The sequence below is a fragment of the Spartinivicinus ruber genome (genome assembly GCF_011009015.1).
Classification (GTDB): Bacteria; Pseudomonadota; Gammaproteobacteria; order Pseudomonadales; family Zooshikellaceae; genus Spartinivicinus; species Spartinivicinus ruber.
This window is the reverse complement of record NZ_CP048878.1, coordinates 3,956,520-3,972,061: the sequence shown is the minus strand read 5'-3', so window position 1 is coordinate 3,972,061 and position 15,542 is coordinate 3,956,520. Positions and strand designations below refer to the sequence as shown.

Annotated in this window: 19 protein-coding genes; 14 read left to right on the top strand and 5 right to left on the bottom strand. The window is 41.3% G+C overall.

All coding sequences use genetic code 11. The annotated features are described in order from the left end of the window. Nucleotides 1-8 precede the first annotated feature (8 nt). From sctQ to sctN, 4 genes are all read right to left on the bottom strand, one after another. A complete protein-coding gene (gene sctQ, locus G4Y78_RS17945; protein WP_163834332.1) occupies nt 9-1,097 on the bottom strand; it encodes a type III secretion system cytoplasmic ring protein SctQ in 1,089 nt (362 codons plus the stop codon). Then, nucleotides 1,094-1,672 (bottom strand): type III secretion HpaP family protein, encoded by a 579-nt coding sequence (locus G4Y78_RS17940; protein ID WP_163834331.1) that lies wholly within the window; start codon nt 1,670-1,672, stop codon nt 1,094-1,096. The genes sctQ and G4Y78_RS17940 overlap by 4 nt, the downstream gene beginning before the upstream one ends. Nucleotides 1,673-1,844: 172 nt before the next feature. Continuing rightward, nucleotides 1,845-2,318 (bottom strand): type III secretion system stalk subunit SctO, encoded by a 474-nt coding sequence (gene sctO, locus G4Y78_RS17935; protein ID WP_163834330.1) that lies wholly within the window; start codon nt 2,316-2,318, stop codon nt 1,845-1,847. Between the two features lie 16 nt (nt 2,319-2,334). Next, entirely contained in the window at nt 2,335-3,684 is a 1,350-nt protein-coding gene (sctN, locus tag G4Y78_RS17930; protein WP_329604879.1) for a type III secretion system ATPase SctN, read from the bottom strand. 443 nt (nt 3,685-4,127) lie between these two features. Here sctN and G4Y78_RS17925 point away from each other — a divergent pair, with 443 nt between their 5' ends. From G4Y78_RS17925 to G4Y78_RS17890, 8 genes are all read left to right on the top strand, one after another. Then, nucleotides 4,128-5,030: an HrpJ domain-containing protein gene (locus G4Y78_RS17925; RefSeq protein ID WP_163834328.1), complete on the top strand. Its 903-nt coding sequence runs from the start codon at nt 4,128-4,130 to the stop codon at nt 5,028-5,030. A gap of 18 nt (nt 5,031-5,048) precedes the next feature. Further along, nucleotides 5,049-5,315: a TyeA family type III secretion system gatekeeper subunit gene (locus tag G4Y78_RS17920; protein WP_163834327.1), complete on the top strand. Its 267-nt coding sequence runs from the start codon at nt 5,049-5,051 to the stop codon at nt 5,313-5,315. Further along, nucleotides 5,312-5,686, top strand: a complete 375-nt coding sequence (locus G4Y78_RS17915; RefSeq protein WP_163834326.1) for a type III secretion system chaperone family protein — start codon at nt 5,312-5,314, stop codon at nt 5,684-5,686. Before G4Y78_RS17920 ends, G4Y78_RS17915 begins: the two co-directional genes overlap by 4 nt. Before the next feature lie 39 nt (nt 5,687-5,725). Continuing rightward, nucleotides 5,726-6,136: a hypothetical protein gene (locus tag G4Y78_RS17910; protein WP_163834325.1), complete on the top strand. Its 411-nt coding sequence runs from the start codon at nt 5,726-5,728 to the stop codon at nt 6,134-6,136. 17 nt (nt 6,137-6,153) lie between these two features. After that, nucleotides 6,154-6,504: a hypothetical protein gene (locus tag G4Y78_RS17905; RefSeq protein WP_163834324.1), complete on the top strand. Its 351-nt coding sequence runs from the start codon at nt 6,154-6,156 to the stop codon at nt 6,502-6,504. After that, nucleotides 6,494-8,593 (top strand): type III secretion system export apparatus subunit SctV, encoded by a 2,100-nt coding sequence (sctV, locus tag G4Y78_RS17900; protein ID WP_163834323.1) that lies wholly within the window; start codon nt 6,494-6,496, stop codon nt 8,591-8,593. The genes G4Y78_RS17905 and sctV overlap by 11 nt, the downstream gene beginning before the upstream one ends. A gap of 173 nt (nt 8,594-8,766) precedes the next feature. After that, complete coding sequence (locus G4Y78_RS17895) at nt 8,767-9,231, top strand: CesT family type III secretion system chaperone (RefSeq protein ID WP_163834322.1); 465 nt, start codon at nt 8,767-8,769, stop codon at nt 9,229-9,231. A 250-nt stretch (nt 9,232-9,481) separates the two neighbouring features. Continuing rightward, nucleotides 9,482-10,432, top strand: coding sequence for a hypothetical protein (locus tag G4Y78_RS17890; RefSeq protein WP_163834321.1), 951 nt, complete (start codon nt 9,482-9,484; stop codon nt 10,430-10,432). 144 nt (nt 10,433-10,576) lie between these two features. Here G4Y78_RS17890 and asnS read toward each other — a convergent pair whose 3' ends face one another. Beyond that, entirely contained in the window at nt 10,577-11,977 is a 1,401-nt protein-coding gene (gene asnS / locus G4Y78_RS17885) for an asparagine--tRNA ligase (RefSeq protein ID WP_163834320.1), read from the bottom strand. Between the two features lie 189 nt (nt 11,978-12,166). Between asnS and G4Y78_RS17880 the strand changes: the two genes are divergently transcribed. The 6 genes from G4Y78_RS17880 to G4Y78_RS17855 all read left to right on the top strand — a co-directional run bounded on the left by G4Y78_RS17880 (nt 12,167) and on the right by G4Y78_RS17855 (nt 15,449). Continuing rightward, on the top strand, nt 12,167-12,925 hold the full coding sequence (locus G4Y78_RS17880; protein WP_222937526.1) for a substrate-binding periplasmic protein: 759 nt from the start codon (nt 12,167-12,169) through the stop codon (nt 12,923-12,925). A 38-nt stretch (nt 12,926-12,963) separates the two neighbouring features. After that, the gene (locus tag G4Y78_RS17875; protein ID WP_222937525.1) at nt 12,964-13,344 is read left to right on the top strand and encodes a nuclear transport factor 2 family protein; all 381 of its coding nucleotides are present in this window, start codon (nt 12,964-12,966) and stop codon (nt 13,342-13,344) included. 37 nt (nt 13,345-13,381) lie between these two features. Further along, nucleotides 13,382-14,023, top strand: a complete 642-nt coding sequence (locus G4Y78_RS17870) for a penicillin-insensitive murein endopeptidase (RefSeq protein WP_230425612.1) — start codon at nt 13,382-13,384, stop codon at nt 14,021-14,023. A 77-nt stretch (nt 14,024-14,100) separates the two neighbouring features. After that, entirely contained in the window at nt 14,101-14,652 is a 552-nt protein-coding gene (locus G4Y78_RS17865; RefSeq protein WP_163834317.1) for a YdcF family protein, read from the top strand. 45 nt (nt 14,653-14,697) lie between these two features. Further along, entirely contained in the window at nt 14,698-14,901 is a 204-nt protein-coding gene (locus G4Y78_RS17860) for a hypothetical protein (RefSeq protein ID WP_163834316.1), read from the top strand. Between the two features lie 221 nt (nt 14,902-15,122). Further along, the gene (locus G4Y78_RS17855) at nt 15,123-15,449 is read left to right on the top strand and encodes a hypothetical protein (protein ID WP_163834315.1); all 327 of its coding nucleotides are present in this window, start codon (nt 15,123-15,125) and stop codon (nt 15,447-15,449) included. Nucleotides 15,450-15,542 lie beyond the last annotated feature (93 nt).

The following is a 15,542-nucleotide window of genomic DNA, read 5'->3' as shown; positions in this document are numbered from 1 at the left end:
TGGTTATATTATACTCCTTTGCTCGGGTGGTTTTTCCAGGTTAATGACTGGACCTGTAACCCTAATTGATCACAGATATTGACTAGGGTGCCTGTGCCGATGAGCTTGCCGTTGGCTTTAATATTCACTTGTTGGGTATTGAGTGAAGGCAATTCAAGCATTTGTCCTGGTTGCAATGATTGTAATTGCGCAAGGGTTAACTCTACTTCACCTACCTCAATTGAGACTGTAACAGGTAAGGAATCAAGGGAGTTGATAGCTGCGTTATCAGCGATCGGTTGTTCAGTAGGGTTTAGCAATTGCTCAATCATGATTTGTTGTCCTTCATAAGCCAGCCAAGCGATAGGTTGTTGGTTAGTTAATAGCTTTAGCCGTTGTTCAGCAAAGTAGCATTCATCAAACAATAAAATATCACCAGGTTCGATTGTTGATAGAAGCTGTTTAGTGACACTGGTTTTTCCCAGCTGAATTTGTAAAGGCTGGTAAATATGTTCTGGTGCTGCTGATGGCGGACTGCTATTGGGTAATTGCTGAATTAACAGTAAGAGTACTTGTGGCTCAGCGGTGATATATAAATTAACCGATGTAAGCTGGTTATCTGCCTGACAGTTTACTTTTAAATAAACGTTATCTGTTGTTAAAAAACTGTTGCTTGATGAAGAGTTACTAAATTGATGGGTACTGAAGTTGACAGCTGTTGGGTCTATGACCAAGTTGACTCCTGCCTGGTGCAGTTGGTTTAACCACTGCATTAAGCCACTTTGAATTAATCCCAACTGAATGGTTTCAGGCATGGTTAACCACTGCTCAATGGTCAACTTAACAGGTAACCAGTCAACGATTTGGCTGGCACATGCTGTTAATTGATAAGGCTGATCATTAATAGTCAGCTGTAGGGATATGGGGTGATGTACACCTACTACAGTAATGGTTAATGCCAGGTCGCAACACAGCTGCGTTATTTGCATCGTGTTGTCGTGATTGTCTAGAGTGTGGTACTGACAATAAAGCTGTTGTTGTTTGCTGGCAAATAACTGATAAAGCGTCGCGGTATGGCGATCGATACCAGGTAATTCGACGGTTGAAGTTGTCGTCACTCCTGGTTCTCCTGCTCAGCAATATAGTCAGGTTTGGTTGTTTGTTGCTGATAAGAGGGATCAATTGATAAGCCTAGTTCAACAGAGACTTGACCAAAGCGTTGAGCCAGTTGGTTTTTTAATTGGGCTGTTGCTTGGCTAAGTAGGTCGTATTGCTGTTTTTCTGATGCAGCAAAAGCTACTTGTAATTGATTGTTTGTTAAGCTCAGGGTTAATTGAGTGTTATTTAATAGCGGGTGTTTTAAGGTAATTTGCAGAGTGGTTTGATTCGACAGTTGTCGTCTATATTCAGTAACTAGTTCAGTGAGTTGCTTGCTAACTTCCTGCACAGCTTGGTTATTAATGGCCGACTCTGGCTGCTTAAGACTGGCTGCTAACATAAATGGATTAGGCAAACTGCTTAGCGTGTCGGGCTGTTTGGTTTTGTCATCTTTTTTCTGACTGGCTGACTTGGATTGCTTTTTTAACTGTTTTTCAAAGTGGTCTTGATCCACCTGACTCGATTGCTGTTGAGTATTGTCAGCCGCTGTTGTTGAGCGACTGAAATGATTGGGTTTACTGCTATCTATTTTCATAATTGGCTATATTATACTCTTCGCGAATGGTTTTTAGGGTTTGTTGTCGTCGCTCTTCACCCTAATCATTTATAAAAACATAAACTCATAGGGCTTCATCGCTCGACGGCCGCCCCTAAAAAATCATTCGCTTTGACTATAAATTAAAGGCTGTTGTCATAAAGGGCGACTTTCATGACTGAAAAGCCTGTTGTAATTCAGATACTTCTTCTTGTTCCTGCTCAGCTTTGTACTGCTCAACTTTATCATTAGTTTGTTGTAATTGCTCAACCAATTCTTCAAAGCGTTGTTCAGCCTGAGTAGCTTGCTGACGTTTTGTTGTTAGCTGGACTAAGGTTTGTTCTGCCTCAGCCAATACTTGCTGAGCTTCGGTGATTTTTTCCTGTAAATGATTTTCTTTGTCGCGTAGTAATGAAATTTGAATTTTTAACCGGTCTAATTCAAACCGTTTCATGACTTGTGTGCTTGCATCTTGCCAGATGCGTTGTTCCTCTTGTAAACGCCATTGGTGATATTGGTTGAGTTGTTGCTGGCAGTGATTAAGCCGTTGACTACAAATATCCACTTGTTGTTGTTGATTGACAACGGCCAGAGCCGCTTTATGCTGCCGTTGTTGTTTAATGGTGAGTAATTGAGATAAATCCATGACTTAAACAACTCCATCAATTAGCCAATTCAATGAGCTGACTATAGGTTGCTTCAACACTATTTTGTTGGTTTTGCGGTTGTTGTAAAAATGCCTGGATAGCAGGCCACTTAGCAATGGCTTGGTCCGTTTCCAGGTCAGAACCTTGTTGATACTCGCCCACTTTAAGTAATAATTCAGCGGCTTTATATTTAGCCATCCATTGTCGTACTTGACCGGCCGCCATTTGCTGATCTGGGCTGACAATATGATTCATTACCCGGCTGCTGCTTTGCAAAATATCGATGGCTGGGTAGTGATTAGCCGCGGCTAATTCCCGGGATAAAATAATATGGCCATCTAAAATCGAACGTGTTTCATCAGCAACCGGTTCGTTTAAATCATCTCCTTCCACAAGTACGGTATATAAACCGGTAATCGAACCTTTAGCGGCAGGCCCGGCACGCTCTAATAATTTAGGTAAAGTGGCAAATACGGAGGGGGGAAAGCCGCGCCGGGTAGGGGGCTCGCCAGCCGCGAGGCCAATTTCCCGCTGGGCTCTGGCAAATCGGGTAACCGAATCCATTAACAGTAGTACTTGTTTGCCTTGGTCGCGGAAAAATTCAGCAATGGTTGTTGCCACAAAGGCTGCTTTGGTTCTTTCCATGGCAGGGCGATCAGAAGTGGCTACCACTAATACCGCTCTTTGGCGGGTTTCTTCGGTTAAACTATGCTCAATAAATTCTCTGACTTCCCGGCCCCGTTCACCAATTAAGGCAATCACAATCACATCCACACAGGCCCCTTTGGCTAACATGGATAATAAGGTACTTTTACCTCCACCGGCTGCAGCAAAAATACCTAGACGCTGGCCAGCACCGCAGGTTAATAAACCATCAATTGCTTTAACCCCTAAACTTAAAGGGGAATTAATTAATTGGCGATCAAGTGGTGCTGGTGCATCTGCCAAGACTGGATAATAGGCAGCAGCTGAATTATCCGTGGTGGTAGGGGTCAGGGTAGTTGATTGAAGAGGCTGACCCAGACCATTGAGTACTTGGCCGAGCAAGTGATCGCCTACAGCGACTTCCAACATTTTGCCTGTAGCAATGACTTGGGTACTGGAGGAAATACCGGCCAGATCACCCAGTGGTGTTAGTAAAGCTTGCTGGTGCTCAAAGCCAACAACTTCAGCCAATTGACGTTGATTAGTTGAAGGGCAATATAAAGTACAAAGTTCACCCACTTTTACATTGGCTAAATGGGCTCGAATAATTGTCCCGGTAACATGGGTAACTTTTCCATGGGTTTTAATCAGGCTGGCTTCGGCAATGGTTTTCCTTAGTCCTTCGCTGAATTGCTCTGCAAACAGACGCTGACTGCTCAACGGGGACTCCTTAACACATAAACAAAAATGACCAGGGAATGATATCATTAACTGATTATATCTCGGCCAAAAAAACAGGATTTGTTCGGATTAGTTGTAATTTTTTAGATTGTTAATAGCTTTTGGTTAAATTGCTGTCGGTTTATTTTTTGAGCAACTTTCTCGGCTGACATAAAAATTCCCGGCTAGTCACTAAAGGCGGTAACAAAGCGGTTTCTTACAATCGGTGGAAATGCAGCCACTGTTAAAACCATTATTTAATTATATTTTTTAGACAAGTTTCTTTAAGTTGAAAGGTCAATAAATATCGATTAAAGGCGTCCTTAAGTACATTTTTGTTAGAAGTATCCATACAGTTGTAAATGGTTATGGGCGTAGTTATATTACCTTGCGCCATTTTTAATTCGAAGGCAATGAAAGCAGTCACCAGAGGTGTTTTGATAGTGAATAATATATCATCAGTGATTAATCAGCCTCTTGGTTCTCATGTTTCTTCCAGCCAGGCGCTGCCAGTTAATGCCCAGGGTAGTTACCAAGGGCAGCAAGTTAAGTTATTACAGCCCCAATCTCTAATGGCTTCAGTGGCTGAAGAAATGTCATTTGCTGCCAGTGAAAAACGGGAATCAGATAGTTTAAGGGGGCGTAAAATCTCTGATCGGCTAGGGGGAAAATCCGCTGCACAACAAGTGGCCGAGGACTATTTAAAACAGGTGGCAAAAACACCGCAAGTTGAAGCTATGAGACGGTTTGCGGATAGTTTATTAGATGGTTTTATTAAAAACTCGCAACATACCTTACAGTTGTTGAAAAATTTTAGCTCAGACATTAGTGATCAGTATTTGATCCTAAAATTAGCCGCTCAGTTAGCGGGTGAAAAGTTAGCAAGGGATAAACTCGATAGAGATAAACTACAAAGCAAAAAACAGTGGCAATCAGCAAAAGGACATTTTGAAGCGTTAGCTGAGCAACTGTTAAATAGCAGTGATAATGCGGAAGCAGACATTATTGCTGGAATCAATATCAATCAAGTGGTCTCCTCTCCTGCAGGGCAGGCATTGGGTAGTGCGCAAAACTTAAAAAACTTTTATCGGGAAACTATTTTTGATACTAATAATTTGCTTAGTGCTTATGAGCATATTCTTGAGCACTGTTCTGAAGGCCAGTTAGAACAAGGTATCGAGTTGTTACTTAGAGGCCTTGCCGCCGATTATAATGCACAGCACTCATCCATTGAAAAGCCTAAATTGCAGTTGATTATGTCGTCTATGCATAAGCTGAAAACCTTAACAACTATCCGGGAGTCGGCGATGGGCTTATTTAGTAAATTCTCAAGTAATTTTTCTTAATGATTACCAGGCTGTTGCATGTATAACAAAGAACAGTTTTTTAAAGACCTGTTGGTATTACAAGATAAATCTTGGGTCCGTGCGAGTGATATTGATAAATTTGTCAGTGCACTTAATTTACAAGACAGTGAAGCAATTATTGGTTTTTTACAGCAGTTTAAACAGCTGGTTAGAGAAATTCCCGTGGAAGCTTTCAATGACGTGGACCACCGTTTTAATTTATTGGAAGCGGTTCAGGAAGCGTTAGATATCGCCATTGAAAAAGAGGAAGATGAGCTGCAATGATTCAGCCATGGGTAGACCAGGCAGTGGTGGAGTTTGTTGGGCAGTTTGGTATTAATGCCCAAGGCTGGGTTGAGTCTGGCAGTTTAGGTCTTGGCTTTGAGCAAAATGGTCAGCTTTATATTGAGTCGCATCCAGCGGGTATTATGATGCTGTTAAGTCAGCATTATCCTTTAGACGATGATTGGCTATCAGTCGCCAGTCAGCTTTGTGATTATCAACAGGGGATACCTTTTCCTGTTCAGGTAGGCTTGAAAGGAAATTCTGAGTTGGTGTTCTTTTGCTTAATAGAAGAAGCTCAAGTAACGATGAACCAGTTAAGCCAGTTATTTTCTACACTTACTCAGTTGCACAGCAAGTGTCGAGCAAATTAATTAAAGGTATTGCAATGGCAGTGAGAGGTATCGTATTACATGGTTAAGCCAATATCTGATTTTACTGCTAGCCCAGCTGTTATCGCCAGTGAATCGATTAAACCTGCTGGCCAGTCGCTAAAAGATTCGCTATCATCAGATGTTGCTGCCCCACAGTTGCCGACTGAGCCAGCGACTAACCAGGCCAGTCTTTTTGCTGAAACATTTTTCGATGCCCCCTTAGCTGACTTTTCTGTTGAATCGCTGTTGGATGCTGGGTTATTTGAGCGACCCCAATGGCGAAAACTTTCTCAGCAGTTAGTTGAACAGTTGGCTAGTGCAAAAGAGCTTGATGCTAATAACGGTCACCCCTCCCAACGCATATTTAATGAAGCCCATCAAGTGCTGGTTGAGCTTAATAGTTTGAGGAAGGAATACGAAGTGCTTTCTCGACTATTGCAGAAGCCTTAATAAGGTATCCAGTGCCAATGAAGTTAACTGAACAACAACAGCAGTATTTAGTTGCTCAAGCGCAATTTTTAATCGAATTTCAACACCCAGGTAAAGCAATTCCACTGCTGCGACTGGCGTTATTGGCACAACCAGATTGGCCACTGGCAAATAAACTGTTATTACGAGCTTACTGGGCAGGTAAACGTTTTAAAAGCTGCTTCCACTTAGCCGAAAAGTTAATGCAGCAACCTGAGTTAACCCCACGGGAAAAATACCAAGTGGGGTTGATTCAGTGTCGGGCACTGGTGGCAACCAATCATATTGCCGCTGCAAAAAGCCGTCATCAAAAGCTTAAAAAAATTCTTGAGGATAGTCATGCAAGCTAGTTGGTTATCGATTCTAAACCGGCTCAGTCAGCGTAATGATATTTTGCTGGCGGTTATGCTGGTAGCAGTGGTCTTTATGATGATTTTGCCACTGCCGACTGGATTGGTTGATGTGCTTATTGCAACCAACATGGGTATATCTGTCGTCTTGTTAATGATTGCGGTTTATATTCACAGCCCGTTGGAGTTTTCAGCTTTTCCTTCTGTATTATTATTAACCACGTTGTTTCGTTTGGCGTTATCAATTACCACTACGCGGCTGATCTTATTGCAAGCTGATGCTGGGCAAATTGTTTACACCTTTGGAAATTTTGTGGTGGGCGGTAATTTAGTGGTAGGTGTTGTCGTCTTTTTAATTATTACTATTGTTCAGTTTTTAGTGATAACAAAAGGTTCAGAACGGGTGGCTGAAGTCAGCGCACGTTTTTCCTTAGATGCAATGCCTGGCAAGCAAATGAGTATTGATGGTGATATGCGGGCGGGGGTGATTGATGTAAATGAAGCCAAAGAACGTCGGGCGCTCATTGAAAAAGAAAGTCAGTTATACGGTGCCATGGATGGGGCAATGAAGTTCGTTAAAGGGGATGCAATAGCTGGGCTGGTTATTATTATTGTCAATATTTTAGGAGGCGTAACCATTGGTGTTATGCAGCGAGGACTCCCGGCGGGTGAAGCACTACAGGTGTATTCTATTTTAACTGTAGGAGATGGTTTAATCTCGCAAATACCCGCGCTGTTTATTTCGATTACTGCAGGGATGATCGTCACGCGTGTTACCACTGAAAAGGCATCAAACTTAGGGGCTGATATTGGCTCACAAGTGGGCAACCAACCAAAAGCATTATTAATTGGTGGTGGTTTGTTATTTGCTTTTGCATTAGTGCCAGGGTTTCCGACAATTACGTTTATTTGTTTAGCCATAGTCATTGGTGGTGGAGGTTGGTTGTTAAGTGGTTGGATGAGACCAGAACAAGCAACTGAGGTGATCGATAAAAATGCTGTGCCTGGCATGACCTCGAATAAAGCCAGTGAAAGTGCACCTGTTGCGGCGAAACAATTGGCTGAACAAGAAACTGTTGCTTTAACGGTTCCTGTGCTAATCGACTTAGCCAGTGACTTGCAGCAGATTAACCTGGATCAGGTTAAACAACAGCTGGCAACAGTGAGACGCAGCCTTTATTTAGACTTGGGCGTGCCTTTTCCTGCTGTGCAAGTACGGTTAGTGGATAATGTAGAGCCTGGTAATTACGTGATTTATTTGCAGGAAATTCCGGTCGCTAAAGGGAACTGGCAACAGGGGCAAATTTTATATACTGGGCCATTTGAGCAGTTAGTTTTATTTGGTTTAGCTGCCGATAATCCCATTAACTTTTTGCCGGGTGTTGCTGCATGTTGGGTTGCAGAAGAGTACGCCCCAGAATTTCAGCAGGCAGACCTAAGCTTTATGCAGCTTGATCAACTGGTGAGTTACCACTTGTCTTTAGTGTTAAAAAAACAAGCTGAAGAATTTATTGGTATTCAAGAAACCCGCTATTTACTGTCTGAAATGGAAAAAGGTTTTGCTGAGCTGGTAAAAGAAGTACAGCGTTTGTTACCTATTCAGAAAATTAGTGAGGTATTGCAGCGTTTGGTTTCTGAAGAAATTTCTATCCGAGATGTACGTAAAGTACTGGAAGCACTAGCTGAGTGGGGGCAAAAAGAGAAAGATGTTGTACAACTGACAGAGTATGTACGTAGTAGCTTGAAACGCTATATCAGCCATAAATTCAGTAATGGTCAACAGATTTTACCCTGCTATATGTTAGACCAGCATGTAGAAGATACGATCCGTGGTGGTATTCGGCAAACTTCAGCAGGTTGTTATTTAGCTTTAGATCCGGCAGTGACAGATAACCTATTAACCAGCATTAAGCGGCAAGTGGGTGACATCGAAACCGCAGCTAAAAAACCGGTGTTAATCGTTGCGATGGATATAAGACGTTATGTGCGAAAAATTATTGAAGCTGAACTTTATGCATTGCCGGTACTGTCGTTTCAGGAGTTAACAGAGGAAATAAATGTACAACCTTTAGGGAGAATTGTTTTATAATACTGATGTGCGGTAGTTCAATTATTAGAGGTGCCCTAAATTATGAGGGCCTGTTGATATTTGTTTGAAACAATGCTTTTTGAGCCAATATTAATAGGCCTTAACCGTTGAAAAAATGGTATATACCTGATCAGTGTATATACATCAGATTAAGAAAAATCGGGAACAGCTGGATGGATGTAGTAGAGACAGTCAATCAATGGTTGGCAAAAATCAGTACCGGGGAAGCTAAATTAAAGCTGGATGAGGAAGGGTGCTGCTGTCTTGAATGTGAAAATGGTGCTCAATGCATTATTGAAGTAATACCTGACTCGGATCGTGGTTATTTTTACTCCCCTTTAGTGCAGTTACCAGAAACAAATGAACAACAGGCGGAATTGCTGAAAGAAGTATTGCATTTAAATTTATTCCAGCTGGATAACACAGTTTCTAGTATGGTGCTTGATAAACGTACCAAGTTTATCATGTTGGCCCGTGCTATTTCTGTTGAAAAGATGGATTACGACTTGTTTCAACAAGACTTGGCTGCCTTTATTGAAGAAAGCATTGACTTACAAGCGGAGCTGACAGCTGTCGACTTTTCTTTTAGTTCATTTGAGCATACACACACTGATGAGCCTGCCGCCTTGCGGGTGTAGTTTGTTGATATACTTCTCTTAAATGCCCCTTTCCTTTTCTGTGTAAAATTATTAAACAGTCATTGCGATACTCTCTTACTGAAGAGGGTGTCGTGTGAAAATTCGGGTTAAGTGCATAATCTATCACAGGGGGTGCATGGTAAGCCCCACAGAATAATTAATTAATACACTGGTGATAGTGACCTAAATTCCTCTACTAGGTACCCTTTAACTCAAATAAATTTTAATTAACTGGGTTAGAGCACAATCGATGCATGCCTATAGAGAAATAGCGGCTTATTTTAAGCAAAGCTTTGTCCCTGATATTATCCGGCCTGAATCAAAAAGAATTAACGCCATACGTTCCGAAAGCAAGCTGTATCAACTATTAGGTTTGGGGTACGTCAATGTATTATTGGTAACGGGTTTTTTAGCCAATGATGTTGGGTCGGGGTTTATGTTGCTTACCCTAGCCTCGCTTGCTTACTTTATTTTAGTCTTATTATTATTATTGGTTTATACCGCCAGTGATCGGCGGATTCCAGAGAGTTTTGCAGAATATTATTTTAAATTATATAAACATGTTGCATTTATAAATGACTGCAAAGCAAGAAATTATATGCAACACGACGGCATTAATCAGAGTTTATTTCACTGTGGTCTACTTGCCCGTCAAAAAGCCCGGCCCAGTTGTCACTTAGGTTTTACTGGTGAGCTGGAAGGGGTCAACTATGATATTTGTGACCTTGAAATTGGGCTGGTTGATCCACAGCTTGCTATTGAAACAACTGAGTGGCTGCAACGGGGAGCTGTTTGGGGAACCTTAATTTCATTGAAAGTACCGCACCGCTTCAAAGGAATTTTGCTAGCTGTTTCACAACAAATTCCTGGTCTAGAGGCATTAAGAGACGAGCAATTATTACCCTATACTGTTGATCACGGTTTGGGAGTAGGTAAAGAAGTATCCCTTTATTATTCTTCCGAAGCAGCAGTCCAAGCGGTTAAAGCATCGCCTTACTATCCTGCTATAAAAAAATTATTGAAAGGCGATTTGCCGGTTGCAATTGGCTGTTATGCAAACCGAGTAGTAATTTTTATTGCTGATGAATTTTATCTCACTTTATTTGAGCAAGAAAAATCGTATAAAAATTATGATGTGTTTTGTAAAACTTATCGTCATTACGACAGAAATATAGACATTGCTCAGTTATTCTGCCAATAATTAAAAACTTGAGATATATAGTTTTCTATTTAACTCATTTATTACCCAGACAACTATATATCGCCTGTCAGTACACACGACTTTTTAGTAGTTTATTAAGCCGCCTTCTTGCATGTAGGCGGCTTTTTTCTTTGGATTATCTTATTAGAAAGCTGCGTTGCGGCGGGTTCTGGGAAATGGAATTACATCACGCACATTGGCAACACCGGTAATATACGAAATAAGCCGCTCAAGGCCTAAGCCAAAGCCTCCATGAGGTACAGTGCCATAACGACGTAAATCGCGGTACCAGCCCAGATCTTCTTTGGCAATGCCCATTTCATCTAAGCGTTGATCTAGCTTGTCTAAGCGCTCTTCCCGTTGTGAACCACCGATAATTTCACCAATGCCAGGGGCTAATACATCCATTGCAGCAACGGTCTTGCCATCATCGTTTTGTCGCATATAAAAAGCTTTAATGTCTTTCGGATAGTTGGAAACGACAACGGGCGCTTTTACATGCTCTTCACTGAGAAAACGCTCATGCTCCGTTTGTAAGTCAATACCCCAGCTCACTGGGTGTTCAAACTTTTTGCCTGAGTCTTGTAGGATTTTAATAGCATCAGTGTAATCAATCTCGACAAACTGGCTATCTAAAATATGTTGTAGTCGAGTAATAGCGGTTTTCTCGATGCGTCTAGCAAAGAAGTCCATATCATCTGCACGCTCATTAAGTACTTTGGTGAAAACATATTTGAGCATATTTTCAGCAAGCTTAATCACGTCTTTTAAGTCAGCAAAGGCAATTTCCGGCTCTATCATCCAGAACTCTGCCAGGTGCCGACTGGTGTTGGAGTTTTCAGCCCGGAAAGTGGGGCCAAAGGTATACACCTTGCTCATGGCTAAACAATAAGCTTCAACATTTAGTTGGCCTGAGACAGTTAAAAATGATTCGCAACCAAAAAAATCCTGGCTGTAATCAATGGTACCTTGCTCGGTTCTAGGTAAGTTTTGCTGGTCTAAGATACTAACCCGAAATAACTCCCCCGCACCTTCACAGTCACTGGCAGTAATAATGGGAGTGTGAATCCAGCAATAACCTTGTTCATTAAAGAACTGGTGAATTGCTTGCGATACTGTATGTCTTACCCGGGTCACAGCGCCAATTAAATTAGTACGGGGTCTTAAGTGAGCAACTTCACGGAGGAATTCAACAGTATGGGGTTTTGGTTGAATAGGATAGCTATCTGGGTTTTCAACCCAGCCAACAACAGTAACCTGGTTGGCCTGGATTTCAAAAGACTGCCCTTTGCCTTGTGATTGAACTAAAGTGCCAGTAATAGTGACAGCGCAACCACTGGTAATATGTAAAATGGTATCTTCGTAATTGTCTAATTCTTTAGGAACGACCACCTGAATTGGGTCAAAGCAAGAGCCATCGTGAATATTCAGAAATGAAATGCCTGCTTTTGAGTCACGACGAGTACGAATCCACCCTTGAATAGTAAGTTCATCCCCTGCTGAAACTACTCCAGCTAACGCCTCTTTAATGGAGGTAATGGCCATTAATGCATTGCTCCTGTTTTATTTGTTGGATAAGTGTGCGTTATACAGTGCTTAAGTTAACTGCCGATTATATCAGTGAACAGAAAGAATAGAAAAAGCCTTCTTGATAGTGCTTATTACTGGTCCTGCAGAGGGGGGCCTGCTGTTCATGACTTGCCACTACTTATTTATAGGATGTAGCACAGGTAATTGATCACTGTTAGAATAAACACCCAAGATTTAGTGTCGTCTTTGTTTATGCGGTTAACAGTTAGTGGCATCTTCAGTCTAATGTTAGGCAGTTTTTTTCTGCCTGGTTGTTGGGCATCTTTTCCCAGTAAAATACTGCTAGCGACGCATAATCAGGCTCCTTATGGTAGTTACCAACCCAGTGGAAGTTTCGATGGTCTCGCTTACCAAGTGGTTGAGTGCGCTTTAGCGCAACTTGGCGTTGCTTTCAACTTACATGTGGTGCCGTGGAAACGTGCCCAGCGAGAAGTGTATATTGGAGTGGCTGATGGTTTTTTTGCGGCCTCACAAAATTCGGAACGTGATAAATATGCAGTAAAGTCAAGGAGTATCCTTGAACAACAGTGGACCTGGTACTTTCTTAAAACAGCTAAAATGAAGCCTGATAACAAACAGTTTAAACATCAGGCCAGAGTCAGTAGTTTTTTAGGGGCCAATATGCATAGCTACTTAAAACAGCAAGGTTACCAAGTGCTATCTGTCCCTCCTGGCAGTACTAAGCAACTGGTGCAAATGCTAAAACTTAAACGTATTGATGCAGCGCTTGCCAGCAGTGATGTAATGGAGCATGTATTGAAAGATAACCGTTGGCATGGTCAACTGGTTGCACATCCTTTCAAATCCAAACCATTAGCGGTTTATTTTGGTATCCCCTTTATTAAACGTTACCCAGCATTTTTAGGCGCGTTTAATCAGCAAGTGGCTAACTGTCGTATGTAGCGTTATGATCAACCGTCTTTGCTGTTTAAGTACGGAGTATGGATACGATGCAAGCGTTACAATTAACAGATTACCTTATTGATTTAGAAAAGCAGCTGCATTCAACAGAATCAAGGCATTCGCTTGAAGAGTTAAATCGCCTCATTGCTGATGACTTCATAGAGTTTGGAGCATCAGGAAGCAGTTTTGGTAAACAGGAAGTCATGGAGTGGTTACCTCTTGAGCAAAATATTGAAATAACCGCCTCTCATTTTCAATGCCGATTAATAAGTGATGATGTTGCCCAAGTGACTTATCGGTCTGTCAGAAAAACAGCAGAAGCAAGCGATAGATACACCTTAAGAAGTTCGATTTGGAAAAAAACTGGTTCTTATTGGCAAATGATTTTTCATCAAGGAACCATTACCTGTAGTTTTTAATCATTATATGAAGTTAATCCTAGCAATCTTAGCTACTATGCCATTATACGTTGGCGCAGCTGATTCCAGTACCTGTTATGGAACTACCGCGAATGGCAGGCTGGAAAATGCTGTTCTGCTACCCAGTGAGGGTGAAAATTTTATAGGTTATAGTTCCATTGCCCGCTTAGCTGGACGGACCTATGTTCATTCAGCAGTAAAAGCGATTATTCTCAATGCTTATGCACAATTAAAACAGGAGCTGCCAGATAAAGTATTTAAGTATGCAGAAACAGGTTTTGCAAAAGGAGGCAAATTCACTCCACATAAAACCCACCAAAATGGCTTGTCTGTTGACTTTATGGTGCCTGTTGTAAACTCAAAAGGTGAGTCAGTCCACTTACCAACCACACCATTCAATAAGTTTGGTTATGATATTGAGTTCAATAAAAGTGGTGTGTTTGAAAAATATAAAATTGACTACGGAGCTTTAGCTGCCCATCTTGTGGCTTTACATAAAGCTGCAGGAAAACAAGGTCATGATATTTGGCGAGTGATATTTGATCCATCGTTACAGCCTCACCTATTCAAAACCAAATACGGTAGCTATTTACGAAATAATATTCAGTTTTCTAAAAAGCGCTCCTGGGTTAGGCATGATGAACATTATCATGTGGATTTTGCGGTGCCTTGTAAGTGAAAACGTCGATAACCTGTTATATGTGTTCTGGTAACAACCGATAATAGTAGTTATGTCCTTAGATTCCCGGGATTCAGATGCTTAAAAAGCTTACTTATTCATTAAGTATTGTTTATTTTATTGCCATGATTGGGTTATATGTTGACTCAACTGAAGTTGGTGAAGTGCAAGCTGACTACGGCATAGTATATGGAAACAAGGTAAACTTAGACGGTAGCCCCTCAAAAAGACTAAAAGCGAGACTAGATGTATCAATAGCATTATTTGAAAGTGGTCAGGTGAGTGCATTGGTGGTGAGTGGAGGAATTGGCAAAGAAGGTTTCAGTGAAGCTGAAGTCATGCAGCACTATCTATTGAAAGCAGGAGTTCCAAATAACTCCATCATCGTCGATGATGATGGTTATACGACAAGCAAAACCTCGAAGAATGCAATTGGCCTTGTTAAAGAGGGCAGTAGTGTAATAGCGATATCACAGTGTTATCACCTATCTCGTGCTAAGTTATCGCTCTATAATGCTGGATTTAATGAGGTTTATGGCTATTGTCCAGATTACTATGAGCTCAGGGATATCTATTCAACTGTGAGAGAGGTCCCCGCTTGGTTAAAATACTGGTTTAAAGGGCTGTAGGCAATACGACCTGTAATATGTTTATTAGTAACACTCAAAGCAACTATGAATAGAGAAGCTGCGAAATTAATCATTGAGGCTTTAGAAGAGAACAATAAACTGCTTCCAATACTTGAAGCTGATTGCCAGCACGATGAATATGAAAAGCTTAAGCGTGAGATAGCTCGCGTTGCTACAGATATAGACAAGAAACTATATCCCCTCGTTTTAGGGCAATATCCAGACTTAGACCCACTTAAGGATAAATAACGGAGTCATCAACTTATAACCAGGAAAATCTTGTAATTATCTAATATGCCCAAGGTTGATCGATTAATATACAAAAGATGGTCGGTTTTTATCTTACAAATTAGCTACTTAAGGTTTTGCTACACCTCAAGTGGTTTGTTTCTTTTTCTGTCACATCTTTGTTAACAAAGAGCTGCTAAACCCTGATACAATCAGGCTTTTGTTAAAGTGTGGGCAGAAAGATGAAGACACAAGACTTATTGAGGCTTTCGGATGATGAGTTCACCACAGCTGTTGAACTAATGAAAGCTGATGAATGTGAGCGCCATGCACAACATCTGTCTACACAACTTGGTGGGCCAAAATTTGAAGAACTGTTTATGGATGTCTTTGATTCTCTCTCAAAAGGCCCGCGCAGCCAAGAACAGTTAATGAATGTTCATGCTGTTGTGGCTGACCATTTCCCAAAAGTCGATTTTGAAGATGAAGCCTTGGGAAGGCTTTCTACATTAGTATTAATAGCAGTTTTTAAGCGAACCAATAAGTTTGACTTACTTGGTTGTATTTAGCGTATAGTAAACGTGACACAGTCGCGTTTACATATTTTCTAGTTCCTTTTGCCCTATAAGCATCAATGCATTCTGGCAATTTGATTATCCTCT

Bases quoted from the DNA above. Each gene is read 5' to 3' on its own strand.
- G4Y78_RS17940 (WP_163834331.1), bottom strand. From the start codon at position 1,672: ATGAAAATAGATAGCAGTAAACCCAATCATTTCAGTCGCTCAACAACA.
- G4Y78_RS17910 (WP_163834325.1), top strand. From the start codon at position 5,726: ATGGTTAAGCCAATATCTGATTTTACTGCTAGCCCAGCTGTTATCGCC.
- asnS (WP_163834320.1), bottom strand. From the start codon at position 11,977: ATGGCCATTACCTCCATTAAAGAGGCGTTAGCTGGAGTAGTTTCAGCA.
- G4Y78_RS17915 (WP_163834326.1), top strand. From the start codon at position 5,312: ATGATTCAGCCATGGGTAGACCAGGCAGTGGTGGAGTTTGTTGGGCAG.
- G4Y78_RS17895 (WP_163834322.1), top strand. From the start codon at position 8,767: ATGGATGTAGTAGAGACAGTCAATCAATGGTTGGCAAAAATCAGTACC.
- G4Y78_RS17875 (WP_222937525.1), top strand. From the start codon at position 12,964: ATGGATACGATGCAAGCGTTACAATTAACAGATTACCTTATTGATTTA.
- sctO (WP_163834330.1), bottom strand. From the start codon at position 2,318: ATGGATTTATCTCAATTACTCACCATTAAACAACAACGGCAGCATAAA.
- G4Y78_RS17920 (WP_163834327.1), top strand. From the start codon at position 5,049: ATGTATAACAAAGAACAGTTTTTTAAAGACCTGTTGGTATTACAAGAT.
- G4Y78_RS17890 (WP_163834321.1), top strand. From the start codon at position 9,482: ATGCATGCCTATAGAGAAATAGCGGCTTATTTTAAGCAAAGCTTTGTC.
- G4Y78_RS17905 (WP_163834324.1), top strand. From the start codon at position 6,154: ATGAAGTTAACTGAACAACAACAGCAGTATTTAGTTGCTCAAGCGCAA.
- G4Y78_RS17870 (WP_230425612.1), top strand. From the start codon at position 13,382: ATGCCATTATACGTTGGCGCAGCTGATTCCAGTACCTGTTATGGAACT.
- sctV (WP_163834323.1), top strand. From the start codon at position 6,494: ATGCAAGCTAGTTGGTTATCGATTCTAAACCGGCTCAGTCAGCGTAAT.
- G4Y78_RS17855 (WP_163834315.1), top strand. From the start codon at position 15,123: ATGAAGACACAAGACTTATTGAGGCTTTCGGATGATGAGTTCACCACA.
- G4Y78_RS17865 (WP_163834317.1), top strand. From the start codon at position 14,101: ATGCTTAAAAAGCTTACTTATTCATTAAGTATTGTTTATTTTATTGCC.
- G4Y78_RS17860 (WP_163834316.1), top strand. From the start codon at position 14,698: ATGAATAGAGAAGCTGCGAAATTAATCATTGAGGCTTTAGAAGAGAAC.